Raw genomic sequence first — 14149 nt, forward strand, 5'->3', positions numbered from 1 at the left:
TACAATACCACCGAAAAATAAAAAGTAAAATGTTAACAATTTATTGTATAAATAACATTCATATCATAGGATTCTACCTGAGTTAACAATTTAGCAACGCGTCAACATTAAGGATCCTAGTATAATGAATTACAAAATATCCTCCCTCTTGGTTGGAGTAGGGTTGGCTTTATCATCCCCAGGATTATTCGCAAAAACAGAGGCCGTGGTGAATGTAAATATTAAGCATTCCGTCGGAGGAAAAGACAGCTTTGATAGACACAAATATATTACGTTGCATTCCACGGCTTCAGAAAGTGACTGGGACGGAGAAGCAGACAAGCTTAAATATTTGATGGAAGACTTAGACGTCTATTTTGGCCGAGAAAACGGCAGTGCTGGTTGGAACTTTAATCAGTCTGTTGAAGACCCGCTCAACCCTGGTTATGTCGACTCAACACACCTAGTCAATCGCGGTAAATTCGCTCGTGAAACCACGTATGGAATTAACGACGCGGGCGTTCACAAATACGATGGCCGCGGAGACGTTATGGTGGGAGGGCAACCTCGCCCGCATTGGTTTGCAACGGTAAATCCTTGCTGTGGAGGTGAAAGCTGGCAAGCAAATGGCGCCGATGCAGTGGGTGACTTCATGGGTCAATATATGAATGCTTTCTTTCGTACCGATGGCGAACCCTCTACCCAAGGACGAGTGAAGCCAACTTATTTTGAAGTATTAAATGAACCCTTATATCAACTCACCGATGCGCCGCATGAAATGGGCTTAGAAGCGCCCATTCCTCCCATTGACATTTTCAAATTTCACAAAGACGTTGCCAACGCTTTTCGCCAGCACAATCAAGATATAAAAATTGGCGGCTATACGGTTGCCTTCCCAATCTACGAGCAGCGTAACTTTGCACGGTGGGAAGAAAGAATGAAGTTATTCATTGATACCGCCGGCGAAAGTATGGATTTCTACTCAACCCATTTTTATGACTTAGAAGATGACAATCGCTTCAAAGGGAGCCGTATAGAAGCCACTTTAGATATGATGGATCATTATTCCCTGCTCACGCTGGGCGAAACGAAAGAACATGTTATTTCAGAATACGGCGGCCGTAATCGCCCTATCGAGAATGCCCCCTGGACACCGCTGAGAGACTGGTGGTTTCTTAAAACCGCCAGCCCCATGATGATGCAGTTTATGGATCGTCCAGATGCTATCAGCAAAGCAATTCCTTTTGTCACCGTAAAAGCATTATGGGGAACTAGAAACGGTTTTCCTTATAACTGGCGCTTACTTCGTCAAGCTAAAGAGGGCGAAGGAGAACAAGGTGAGCACTGGGTGTTCACTGAAATGGTGAAGTTTTATGAGCTTTGGTCTGATGTGAAAGGTAAGCGGGTAGATTCGTTCACTACCAACGAAGATATCTTGATAGATAGCTATGTCAGCAAAGAAAAGTTGTACGTTATTTTCAGTAACCTGACTGAAGACAACGAAACCATATTACTTCATCAATATGGTACTTCAGGTGCCAAGGTTCAAAACATAAAAGTTAAACATTTATATCTCGCCAATAATGCGCCGCAGTTAGATATTATTAATGCTCCATTGAACCTCGAGCACTTCGAGCTAGCGCCAGAAGCAACGATAGTGGTCGAATATAGTTACGACGCCGACTTGAACATCAATGGCCTATCCACTGAAAACAAGTACTTTGCAACAGAGTACTTAAAAGAAATAAACGCCAATCAAGTTAATCAATTTGAAATAAAAGGGGTTCAAACCACCTCCCTGGGTGAATCAATTCTGCGCATAGCGCTCGGCAGAGACCATGGTCAATCACTTTCACCAGAAGTGAGATTCAATGGTCAGTTACTCACTTCGAATGCACGTATTAGCGGAGACGAACAATTAGGAAGAGACCGCTTTTTTGGGTTACTTGAAATTCCGGTTCCCTATTCATTACTTAAAAACGATAACCAAATCGATATTACCTTCCCCGATACGGGAGGCCACATTGCCAGCGTTAATATGAAAGTGTTTGGTTTTGACCAAGAGATCAGACCGGATGGCGGCGCAGTTACCGGCATGTATATTAGCCCTGACAACGCTACGCTCGCCGTCGGAGCTACATTAAAACTATCCGCATCCGTGACGCCCTTTTTTGCTAGTGATCAAAGTTTCAATTTAGCGTCTAGCGATGAATCAGTCGCTATGGTCGATAGCAATGGCATGGTAACAGCCCTGGACGTTGGTGATGTGACTATCACTGCCACATCACGTGATGGCAATTTTACGGCAACCACCAAGATAACCGTTGAAGAGCCCACGCAAACATCAATAAGTTTTGATGATGCTCAAAAATATGAAACGCTTGAATTCCATTTAGATAAAAATATGCAAGTCACTACTGAATATGACGCTGGCACGGGCTTTGAGGTAACGGCTGATTTAGGCGGTATTAATTACCTCTTGCGGCACATGGCGAGCAACTGGACAGTCATTAGTGATATCAAGGTGACGGACAGTACCGCTATTGGAACACAGAAAGGCACTTCTACAGTTTACCTTCCTCTGTCAGGACTTACGCCCAGCGAGGACTTAACCAACGGTGAATTTTACTTTTTGTTTGTGCGCGTGCACTCCTCCTCTGGCGTTACTAAAAATGTGGCCGCTTACCCTATTACTATGGTGCCAAGTGAAAACACAGTTACACCTAGCCTAGCCTTAGATGATGAGAGTAAGTACCTTTCTAGCACATATAGCAATAATGACACTCTTGATGTCACTGCGTTTTTTGAAGCCGGTGAGGGACAAACCGTAACCGACGAGCTTGGTGGCGTAAAATTTTTCCTAAGGGAAATGGATCAAACTTGGTCACGTTCGTTTAACGACATTGTGGTATCCGATCCTAACGCTATTGGTAAACAGAGCGGTACTGCACAGGTATCGTTGCCACTTAGTGGTATTCCCCCAACCCAAGCGTTACCTGAGGGGCATTTTTACTTCCTGTTTGCGCAATTTATCTCAACCGACGGCAGCACCTATAAAATTCAAGGAATTGCGCCATTGAATGTCGTCGCACCTGCAGCGTTATCCGGTGACTGGGATGGAGACGCCGATATAGACAGTGCTGATATCAGCGAACTTCTGGCCGCAATACAAGCCCGTCAAGATATCGCCCCTCAATTCGATATTAACAGCGATGGCCTCGTTAATATTTTAGACGCTCGCGCCATGATGGCCTTATGTACTCGTGCGCGATGCGCAAAAGAAGACACGGATTAAGTCGCTAAATAACCACTTACAGGAACACCATTGAATGAAAAAACTGTTTACTTTAATTACGCTTTTAATTGGCTTTCAAGCTCAAGCTGGACTCATCAGTATTGAGCTTGATACTAGCAACCTTATTGTTGGTGATACCGTAGAGGTTTCGGTAATAGGCACAGGATTTACAAGCTTCGACACTTTGAGCTTAGATATTGCGTTTGATACTGATTTATTTGAGCTTGATGCACTTTCCATAGGCGGGGATTTATACGATTCGTTACCGTTTCTATTCAACGTGACGCCTCAAGCGTTTGGTGTCGCGGTGGCTTTTTTAGACTTTGTCGCTTTTTCCGGTGGCGATTTTACTGTTGTTAAATTCAACGTAAATGCTCTCGATGCTGGGCAAAGCAGCTTCAATATAGAAAATATCATTGCTGCTGAATTTGTCGCTGGGGAGTTAGATGTTGCAATAGATAGCGGGCAAGCGTCGGCAACGGTTAATGCGGTAAACGTAATTGCACCCAACACCTTGAGTATTATATTGATGGTTATTATCACATTTATTGGAATACGACGATTTAACCGCTGATAGGTCGTTTATCGTAATAGCGACAGGTTAAAAACCTGTCGCTATCAACCGGTGTTCATTAAGCTTGTAGCAACCAACCATAGCACAATAATAACGTCGTTTTTTATCGCATATCCTCATGATTAGTACCCGCTGCCCAGGTAACCCCTTTAGCCAATATCGACATAAAAGTAGGGTCAGAATAGACCGCTTCACCATGACCTAAGGTAGTGTGAAACACTCTTCCTTGATGATAATTAATGGTCATAATCACAGGTTCGTGCCGTCCGTATCCGTTGTATTTTTTGTTGTCGTACGCCGAAGCTAGCACTGTTAAGTTTTCTGCCGGTCCCCGCAGGCGATTATACAATTCATCTTCGCTATGCAACCAATCACTAGGCAGACCCTGCATTATGGGATGAGTTGCATGCCTTACCTGTATAGTAAACTCGTGTATATAACCATGTCCGCCGCCCTGCCCTGCTGACATATCACGCTGCAATTCACCATCGTCATTGTAATAAATATAAGGCCCATCTTTTTGGTTTCGCCCTCCCCAACCACCTAGGCCAATCATTTTGTTGTATTCAAGCCAATTGGGAAATGCATTATTGGCAGCATGCACAGACACGAAACCACCTCCGTTTTGCATGTACTGCTCAAATTTGCGCTGGGTTGCAGGTGGCCATGGCGCGGCCTTCCAACCAAAATTAGAAATAACCACATCATATTGCGCAAAATCGGGGGAAAACGAGAGGTCTGTTTTAGCTTGTGACATTGATTGATGCTCACGGCCGTCATTGGACGGATACTGCTCAAGCCACTTATCTCCCCGCCAAGTATATTGCGTTCGATAAACATCAACGACGAACTGCCCGTTTCCTTCTAAAAAAGCTTTCATCATTGCCGTTGATTTGGGCCAGATAGGATGATTATTTTGACCATCTACGATCAACACTTTTTTAGGCTCAGGCGTTATATTTGGTGAAACACACGCCATGAGCAGGCAGGCGATTACGAACAATATACATGTCCGAATAAGACGTTCACAGAGCATCATTGCTGCTTACTCGCGAGCAACTGGTTGAGCGTATAGTAAACTTTGTCGACACTAACTGAACGCCCGTTAACATCCTTCAGACCTGGGAAATCAATTTGTACCACCTTGCCCGAAGTCAATGGCAGTGTTACGTCGATGGTTTTTCCATCATCTAACAAAACAACATTAGTAATCGGCAACGTAGACAAGTCCACCTTAGGCGAGCCATAGCTACTAGAATAATGATATTGCCATGACTGGGCTTTAAGGCTTTCCTTAGCAACAGTTTCAGAAGATAAGGTATCGGTAAACGACATTCTAAACCCTGTTTCAGTCAGCGTAATAGAATGCAATTCGAAGGGCATAGTGCCATCCCACACGACTTTTTGTAGCCCAAATGGTTTACCACCTTGCGCCCCCCACCCGCGAGCAGTCTGTCCAACCCAAAGCTGACCATTTACATCAAACTCAGTGCGAATGTTGCCGCTTTGGAATTTGTTCATAAAGTTAATGACTGCGCCTTGATATCGGCCGTTGACTTTATCGAGCAATACGCGAAATAGGTTGGACTGAGTTTGATCGCCAATAAAAATTTGGCCTTTAAATGGTCCAAATTTACCTTCGGTGGTGTCCCACTCTGGATTACCTGGCGAATTAGCCACTTCGACATGAGGGATCCACACTACAGGCGTCTCACTCATTTGTGCAAATGTCTCTACAGACATTTCCTTGATAGACTCTCGCGTGTAACCTTCTACATCAACTAGCGAAACAGGGTGACCGTAGAACTTACCTTGTTCTAGCAAGTGCATTTTAGATGTCGGGACCCAATCACCTTGATTATCGGTAAAGAAGATTTCCCCTTGCGGCGAGGTACCAAGTCCAGCCGGAGAGCGCAACCCCCACGCGTAGGGTGTAAAGACTCCCTTGTTATCCACTTGAAAAGCAAATCCACGATATCCCCCTGAAGAGCCCATCGCCCCCATTGTAAAGGCATCAGGATTATTGTGGCTCAAGTTCAGCGTACCGTATAGGTTTCCTTGTTCATCTTTAACCGGCCCGAAGACGAATTCATGATAGTTATCATTGAATGTCCAATCGCTCGCGACAGGCTGATAGATATCGGCAACACCATCTTTATCACTATCTACAATGCGAGTGAGTTCTGGCTTTTGAGAAACGAGAAGGCTTCCGTCACTGTCTATGAGTAATCCAGTGGGCTCGTGCAAGCCCTGCGCAAATTTAAACCAAGTATCATTTTTGTAATACCATACATCCCCAAAGCGGGTAGCTACCCAGATAACCCCCTCACTATCACTGTCTATTCCCGTGACATGGAAGCGTTCATCTTTGGGAGTCTCTATGGTGACAATGTCATAACCATCAGGTTTATATTCCTGCTTTGGCGCTTGCGCGGCTTCCAACTGCAGCGAACTCACTAAACCTGCACCGACTAGGCAGAGTGCGACTTTTTTTAATCCATTGAATTTCATATTGTCATTCCTACTTATGGCTGGTTTTACTCTTTCACTGTTGCGGTTGCGGTTGCCGTAACCACGACACGCCCATTTTGTTTCGGGGTTAATAACCCGCTTTGCCGTTCAATAGGCTGCAGCTCATGTGTCCATTGCCAGTTTGAGGTTTCAGGAATCTTTAGATTTATGGGTTGGTTTCCCGTTATCGAATAGATAAAGTTGAGGGTATTGCTGCTTTTAGCTTCCGCTGAAAGAGCATACTGCTGTCCACCCAATGTATAGGAAAATACGGGGTTACCGTTTTCTAATCGATAGCCTTTGTAGTGGCACTTGTGTTCTTCGTTCACGTGCTGAAGCTGCTCAGGTGCGTGAAATACCCACTCGCCCAAAGGCAAACTAGGATCTTCACCACGACCAGCAATATTGGGCCCAACATTCAACATATCGCCCTGCCATAAACCGACTACGGCGCATGTCTTTGTGTTAAAGCCATAGTTTAATTTTGTAGGGAAACCAACGGAAATAGTGGAAGGGGGTAGGTCTAAAATTCGCTTTCGCTGAATGAGTATCTGGTCAGAGGCTTTTAATTCAAACTTCTTCTCTTCCACTATATTTTTGGCTTTACTCGATAATGGAAAGAGCTTTACCGTTAAATCTAGATTCGTACCGATGAGTATGAGGTCTCGTTGATTTGGCTTTGTGTCGCCGGAACGATAAGTCACTTTTAAGTGTTGTTTACCGCGCTCCAAACGCCAAGTAGGGAACCATGCAGTACCGCCCTTCGTCACCTGTTTGTGATTAATGTAAACTTTCAGCTCATGGGGGAACCCCCACTGTAACCATACTTGTGTATCTAAGTCTTTAGGTGCATAAAAGTCACCCTCGAACTCAATAAAATAGTGTTGAACCTCAGGGATAGCAAAGTCTGCAAGCCCCTTTGCTAACTCACCCGACTTTATCAACTTATCGGCTGTAACATCCGTATCGTCTGCACCGTTTAATTGATATAGCTTGTAAGTTAGGTTGTCCCACCCTTCCCGTTTAGACAAGACATAGGCCACTATTGCTTCAATTTGCGCGGCATCAAATACCTGCTCAAACCCCGGCATCCCTGCATTGAGAAAACCTGTTTTTACGTTACTGAGTATCTGAGAAGGCGCACTTCCGTGTACCCATTCGCCGTCTTTCAAGTTAAAGCCTGTCGCGCCACTTAAGTCTTTAGCGTGGCAAGAAGCACATATTTGCTCGAACAGCTTTTGGCCTTGCTGGGTTACTTTTACGTCCTGACTTTTTAACCTTAGCGTGGTGTCCAATTCGTTTCCATTGACACAAAACACCATCGTAACTACCAACACCGTTATTGCGTAAGTGAGTTTCTTCATTATTGCTGAGTCCTTGTTAGTTTGTATGCCACGAAAGCTGTAGCCCTACACCTAGCTCGGGCCCAGGAACGCCAACGGCCACTTGATAATTTTTATCGAAGATATTTTGTACGTAGAAATCGAGGGTATGCTGATTGGAAATAGCCCATGTGGTCGTAACATCCACTTTATTGAAAGCGGCTAAGTCACTTTGCTCAAATTCTCCCGAATACAGGCTTGTAGACTCGGTAGCGCCAACATAATTGAGTCTTGCTATGGTTTTTATATTGTCAGTAACTTGATAATTTACTGCCAGCCTACCCTGCCACTCCGGTCTGCCCGTTAATATCTCTCCATTTTCTGTATCAAGATTGACATAGGTGATATCTCCTTCGACGGCGATGTTTTCTGATAGCTGATGACTGGCAAACAGCTCCACACCACTGCCTTCGATGTTTGACCTATTAACTAACGAAAAGGTTTGCCCATCAAAGTCGACGAGATTTTTGTAGTGGTAAAAGAAAATAGAAGCGTTTAATTCGCTCGAGTCACTTTGCCATTCAATACCGATGTCTTTGTTGGTAGCCTGCTCGGGCTTCAAATCAGGGTTACCAATCATATTGTTACTTAATGCATATAAGCTCGGTAACTTAAACGCCGACCCTATGTTGGCAAAAAATCGTATTTGCTTTGAGAGTTGATAGACACCACCAACTTTCCATGTATTTTCGCTGGCAAAACCTTCGGCATCATCGTGACGTAGACCCGAAAATAGGGTCAATGCCTCATAAGACCACTGCGCATCTATGAAGCCCGCTAGCGTATCCCGTTCAATACCATAGTCAGTGGGGATGTCAGTACCAAATAGGCTAACTAAACCCGAAGCATCCCCTTCCTCACTTTTGTAATCTACTCCAGCAGTAACTTGCACACTGTTTAATGACATCATATTCAACCAACGTAACTTGTAATAATCATATTGGTTTTGTGATTCTGTCGGCGGCGCGTTGGTATAAGGAGCAATACCGGCCGATACTAATTGGTCATCGATGTGGTAGAGCTCAGCCTGAGCAGCTAATTCGTACCATGAGTTAATTTCATGAGTATGGCGGACACTTGCGGTAATTAACTCGCCACGTTTTTCATCACGAGGGTTTGTTGGCGCATATACAATTCCACCGCTTTGATCTGCGTATGCCCATTGTTTATAGTCGCTATATCGCGCATTTAGTCGCGTGCTGCTGTTATCCATCAACACAAAATCTCCCTGTAGCGCGAATTCTAAGGATTCTTGTTGATCACCATTCGCTTGCCTATCAGTATCTAAATAGCTAAATCTCCCTTGAAGATTATCTGCGCCAACATTTACGCTAGCTACTTTTTGACCTTTCGGCAAAACACCTACTGATAGCTCTGTCCCAATGTCTCCGGGCGTAAATGTAACAAGGTTAATAACACCAGCTATTGCGTCTGAACCATAAATAGAAGATTGGGCGCCCTTTATAACCTCAACACGTTGCAGCGCGCTTTTCGATATCGAAGCTAAGTCAAAACTGCCCCCTCGAGTATCAAGAGGGTTGTTAACTTGAACCCCATCTATTTGAACGATGACAAAATTGGTTTCTGCGCCACGCAAAAATATTTCTTGCACGGCACCGGACTTTTTAATGGTGACGCTTGGGACTTGAGCTAATACATCCAATGCAGTGGCGCCGACAATAGAGCGGATATCCTGTGCTGATAGCACAAATACTGGGCTGACCATTTGGCTAACGGCTGAAGGTTGAAAGTTACCATAAATTTCAATAACTTCGTCATCTTCCTTTTCGTTAGCATTGATTCCAGCACAATATAAAAATAAACATACTGTCGCGCTTGTCGCAATGCGCATATGACTTCTCCCTAGACACTTCAATTAAGTTCCAACCGAACCACCCTGTTAACAATCATCAATCAAATAGTAACAATTAATGTAAGCTAGGAACATAGTAAATTGCATTTTAGGTAAACGAAATGTTGCAACTTCGTTTTTTTAATTCCACATAGCGAGGTAGGTTCACCTAATGTAGGCCACGCTATGTAAACGGCCTAAATAGAAAGAAACTTTGAATCCTAGGAATTATTTCACTTCTACAACAATGGCATCTTGTATACCGTTTGTAAGGTATGAGGGGTTGCGGTTATTTGCTACAGGATAAGCATCTTGCCAAGAGTACAATCGAATTGTTGTTCGCCCTTTGCTGTGAGCGGTAATTTGCCCAAGCTTATTAACAGACGCGATAAGAGGATTATCAGAATGCCAAATTACACCGGCTCTTTGTGCATTAGCAGGAAATAGGTGGTAAGAAAGTTGGATGTGTTGATTAACGTTTAACGTTTTATTCGGCGCTACAATTTGCACTTCACTAACTGGGCGCATGGTGTTTTTTTTCAGTACATCACCTAGCACCTCGTAGGCTTTCTGCTGTTCTTTGGTGAGAGAGTCTAGCGGTATTCCACTGTATCGTAACTTGCCAAACTTGGCTTCAACCACTTTATTTCCCACACGCTCAAGTGGGTCGGTGCGTAAATCAAAAAAGCGACCTTTGGGAAATTCTTTAGTGGGTGCATACCGTTTAAACGCCTTATTGAACGCATAGATGATGCCCACCTCATCGACTTCTTCATAGCTGTTATTGCCAATAAACCATGTATAAATATGCTTCCTAGGTTCGCCTTCAGCCCCTTTTGTTTGTGACCAAAAGCTAATACCATCCACCTGCTCTGCATGTGGCATAGGTATGCCAGCGGCTTCCGCTATGGTGGGATATATATCAGTAAGGTTGACCAACCCTTTATATGCTCGGTACCTCCCTTTTTTAGACCCTGGAACCACGGTCGGATAATTCAATACTAATGGAACATGCAGGCCATTGTCGGCATTGCCCCCTTTTCTTCCTGGATAAACCGTGTCATCAGGCAAAACATGACCAAAGACTTCTTTTGTTCCGTTGTCCCCCATCACCACAATTAAGGTATTGTCACGAACACCGACTTCATCGAGTTTTATCACGACCTTACCAATGAGGTGATCCATATATTCAATCATATCGGGGAAGTACTGGCGATCGTCCCCTCCTTGATTGTTGTACTGTGCTATTTCTGGAAAATTATCAAACGCACTGGCAGGCTGAGTTAGCGGAGTAGGTTTGTGTTCGTCATGTACTAGAATCATCGGGTAATACAAAAAGAACGGTTTATCTCTGTTATCTTCAATAAACTGAAGTGCATGACGATTGACAATATCAGGCCCATACCAACGACGTCCTGTGTTGGGATCCAGATCGTTCCTTCCATTGTAATTGTATTCCTTCCCATTAATGACCAGATTAGGATTAATGTATCGCTGGCCTTGTTTAGCAACATCAAAAGCGGCGTACTCATCCCAACCAAACTCAGAAATATAGCGTTCGCCGGATATCTCTGTCGTGCCGCGCGTCTGTTTCCACTTTCCGAACAACCCTGTGGCGTAACCTGCATTTTTAAAGGCATCACCAAAGGTGATATCTGAGGCATGCAGTGACTTTGGTCTTAGATAATTTCTGTCATTGCGTTTGCCACTCATTAATGCGACACGCGTATTTTCACAAAGAGGGTACGCATAAGCGTGGTCTACACGGAGTCCTTCCCGAGCAAGCTCATCTATATTAGGGGTAGCAAATTCTTTATTGGTAAATTTACCATCATCACTGGTTAATCGATTCGCCCCATAAGCGGTAACACCATAGTGACTTAAATCATCGATTAAGATGAGGACAATATTGGTCTTTTCACCATTTTCGTCGCCATAGACGTTAGTGACCATGTTAATCATGAGCGCCGTACACAACACTAATTTGAACCAGAGGATTTTTTTCATGCTATTTACTCGTGCATAAAGACGATTAAGAGAGCCTATTTTTACCCATATTTTCTTGTTGATGGATAGTAACGGGCCAACCTGAAAATTGATCGTCTTGGCTAGCGTTTGCAGCATCTACAAGAAATCGAAAAGCCTCTATGGTGTAGGTTTTAGCGTCTGTATCAAATGTAATAAAACCAAAGCCACTACCCTTTTCGTGTGCTTCGATATAGCGGTTTTCCGCTTTACTCACCAGCGGATTCCCGACGGCGTAAACATATATTTTGTTCCCGAAACTATCTAAATATTCACCGGTTTGGGCTAAGCCATGAGACGGGCGATGTTGATAAGGCAAACCTAGATCGTCAGGGCGCCACCACCTTGGCCACCCGGCTGCAATAGCGGGCGTACAGAACGCCCAATTACTGTCCCTTTGTTCATGCACACCGTATTGCGACAGCGTGCCCAAATGTGTATCTCCGCAGATATGCAACGCTTTTGATTCACGCATGATGTCGATAGCTCGATTTCGGGCACTTGCTGGCCAACCACTACTGTCAAAATCGTATTTTAGATATCTGTCAGGTAGAGGTTGATGGGTGGAGATACCCGCAAATACGGTTTGGCTCAGTACAGCTTTAAGTTCATGTCCTCGCCAATCTTGTCCCCACTGTCGTAAAAAGCCCTCTTGACGCTGCCCCAGTAATTGCAAATCCTTTCTGTCGTATTTGGGGTTGATATAAGTAGGGGCTTCTCCTTCGCCTGTCTCTCCCACAATGATATCTAATCTTTCTGGCCCACTTTTCCAGTGACGATCGGCAATAATAGCGAAGCTCACATTGCCATACACTAGGTCGGTATAGTAAACGCTGATACCACGTTCTGACGGGGTAGGTTCTATAGGATCTGGATGATGAGCAGTATGGGTGCGGTGCACCACTTCAAGCATCGGAATAGGTTGAATGTACCCGCCCCAGCCATCACTGCGACCTGTTTGCACAAACTTCTCGTCCATGGCTGCACCGCCTTCTCCCCACAGATTGCCCTGAAACACATCATGGTCATCTGGCAAACACACGGTGGGGGCATTTCGCATGGCATCTTTGAACGCCCAGCCAAACTGATAGTACTTTCTTAAGTAACAATGAATGGCGGGTAAAGCCGGTGCACGAACAAACCCAAAGCCACCATGGTTCTCATACATTTGATCACCGGAAAATAAAATAAGGTCGGGCTGTAGCTTGGCAACATTGTTGGCAACGGGTTCATAGGGGAAAGCATAATCATTCTGACACGTTAATGCTGCCATTCGCAGATTACGCTTTGTAGGGTTCGCCCTAATTAGACCTGTAAACGTATCTGTTGCGACGGTTCCGTCTCGTCGTTTCTCTGCATAAACGAGTCGGTACTCAGTAGCCTGAGTTTCCTTCCAATTAGGAATTCGAAATGTAGCCACCCATGCATCAGGATCTAAAGGTGCCATCGCCCTTGTATGCCAATTGCCATTCTTTAATACTTGCAACTCGACTTGATGATTATCGTGTTTACCCATAGGCCCCGTAAAGGCACTGAGTTTAAGGACGAAGCCTTCTTCGGTGCGAGTATCGCTTAGCGTGTACATGGCCCATAGAAGTGGGCCGAATTTCTGTTCCGGTGAATATACAAATGCTGACCCCTTGATTTGCCAATCTGAAAAGCCGTACCGTGTTCCGTTTTCTGGCGAAGGTATGTCTGATGACATAGTAAAGTTGCTCGACACCGCTACATTTCCCAGTAATAAACTGGAATCAACCCAGGTTTCAACTTGCGCTAATACCTCAGAATTATTGAGATCCAACGCTTTAGCCGTCAACTTTGTGGTGCCGTTGTAGGGCTTTCCCTCTAGCTTAATACGAACTTTGCTATTGTTTGGAAAGCGCGACAACTTAACCGATTCGTTATTTAAAATAAGTTGGTCGTCTTTAATTCCTGCGTCTATACCTGATTGTACAAAGCAATTGCTTTTATACTCATTAATGTCGCTTCTTGCGCCTAGCCTCAGGCCGCCACCGCCATCGTTTCCCCCTGAAGATGTACGATGAACAACAACTGACATATTAATAGTGCCGTTAGCATCTACAATTTGTGTAGTGAGAGAGTGCACACTTCGGTTACCACCCGTGCTAATGCATTCAGCAGCGCCATTTACAACACGCCAGTCTTCCATTGGGTTCGCCCAATATTCACCGCCTAACCAAACTCGGTCATGGGTATTGCTCCACGCATCGGTAACTTTTGTCTGCAAAGAGTTTGAAGGTGGCGGTTGAATGTGGCTTTCGGTTGATTTGCAACCCACTGCGGTTGTCGCTAAGCCGGCAACAGCCAACTTTAAGGTATCACGACGAGAAAATGGCTTTGTCATAGAGTTCTCTCAGCTATCTGTAGTAACTGCTGTATTTATTTTACGTAATTCAACCATTCACCTCGCCAGATTGTCAACAATTAAATGTTTATCAAATGTTAAATTAGTTTGAGACAAACACCAATTAATCATGATTAACGCTTTCTCCCGTTAAAGTAGCGAATCC

General features: G+C 44.4%; 8 protein-coding genes. 2 read left to right on the forward strand and 6 right to left on the reverse strand.

Features of this window, described 5'->3' with window-relative positions; all coding sequences use genetic code 11:
- Window positions 1–124: 124 nt before the first annotated feature.
- Both J8L84_RS06425 and J8L84_RS06430 read left to right on the forward strand, forming a co-directional pair.
- Window positions 125–3274: an Ig-like domain-containing protein gene (locus J8L84_RS06425; RefSeq protein ID WP_211069956.1), complete on the forward strand. Its 3150-nt coding sequence runs from the start codon at window positions 125–127 to the stop codon at window positions 3272–3274.
- 34 nt (window positions 3275–3308) lie between these two features.
- Window positions 3309–3848 carry a cohesin domain-containing protein gene (locus J8L84_RS06430; protein WP_211069957.1) on the forward strand — a complete coding sequence of 180 codons (540 nt, stop codon included), beginning with the start codon at window positions 3309–3311 and terminating at the stop codon, window positions 3846–3848.
- Between the two features lie 103 nt (window positions 3849–3951).
- Here the strand turns inward: J8L84_RS06430 and J8L84_RS06435 are convergent, their stop codons facing one another.
- From J8L84_RS06435 to J8L84_RS06460, 6 genes are all read right to left on the reverse strand, one after another.
- The gene (locus tag J8L84_RS06435) at window positions 3952–4785 is read right to left on the reverse strand and encodes a ThuA domain-containing protein (RefSeq protein ID WP_348771816.1); all 834 of its coding nucleotides are present in this window, start codon (window positions 4783–4785) and stop codon (window positions 3952–3954) included.
- A gap of 98 nt (window positions 4786–4883) precedes the next feature.
- Complete coding sequence (locus J8L84_RS06440) at window positions 4884–6359, reverse strand: PQQ-dependent sugar dehydrogenase (protein ID WP_211069958.1); 1476 nt, start codon at window positions 6357–6359, stop codon at window positions 4884–4886.
- 26 nt (window positions 6360–6385) lie between these two features.
- On the reverse strand, window positions 6386–7723 hold the full coding sequence (locus J8L84_RS06445) for a cytochrome c (RefSeq protein WP_211069959.1): 1338 nt from the start codon (window positions 7721–7723) through the stop codon (window positions 6386–6388).
- A 16-nt stretch (window positions 7724–7739) separates the two neighbouring features.
- Window positions 7740–9593 carry a TonB-dependent receptor gene (locus tag J8L84_RS06450; RefSeq protein ID WP_211069960.1) on the reverse strand — a complete coding sequence of 618 codons (1854 nt, stop codon included), beginning with the start codon at window positions 9591–9593 and terminating at the stop codon, window positions 7740–7742.
- 228 nt (window positions 9594–9821) lie between these two features.
- Window positions 9822–11600, reverse strand: a complete 1779-nt coding sequence (locus J8L84_RS06455) for a sulfatase-like hydrolase/transferase (protein WP_211069961.1) — start codon at window positions 11598–11600, stop codon at window positions 9822–9824.
- A gap of 25 nt (window positions 11601–11625) precedes the next feature.
- On the reverse strand, window positions 11626–13983 hold the full coding sequence (locus J8L84_RS06460; protein WP_211069962.1) for an alkaline phosphatase D family protein: 2358 nt from the start codon (window positions 13981–13983) through the stop codon (window positions 11626–11628).
- Window positions 13984–14149: the final 166 nt, after the last annotated feature.

Source organism: Alteromonas sp. MMG017 (assembly GCF_018100795.1).
GTDB lineage: Bacteria > Pseudomonadota > Gammaproteobacteria > Enterobacterales > Alteromonadaceae > Alteromonas.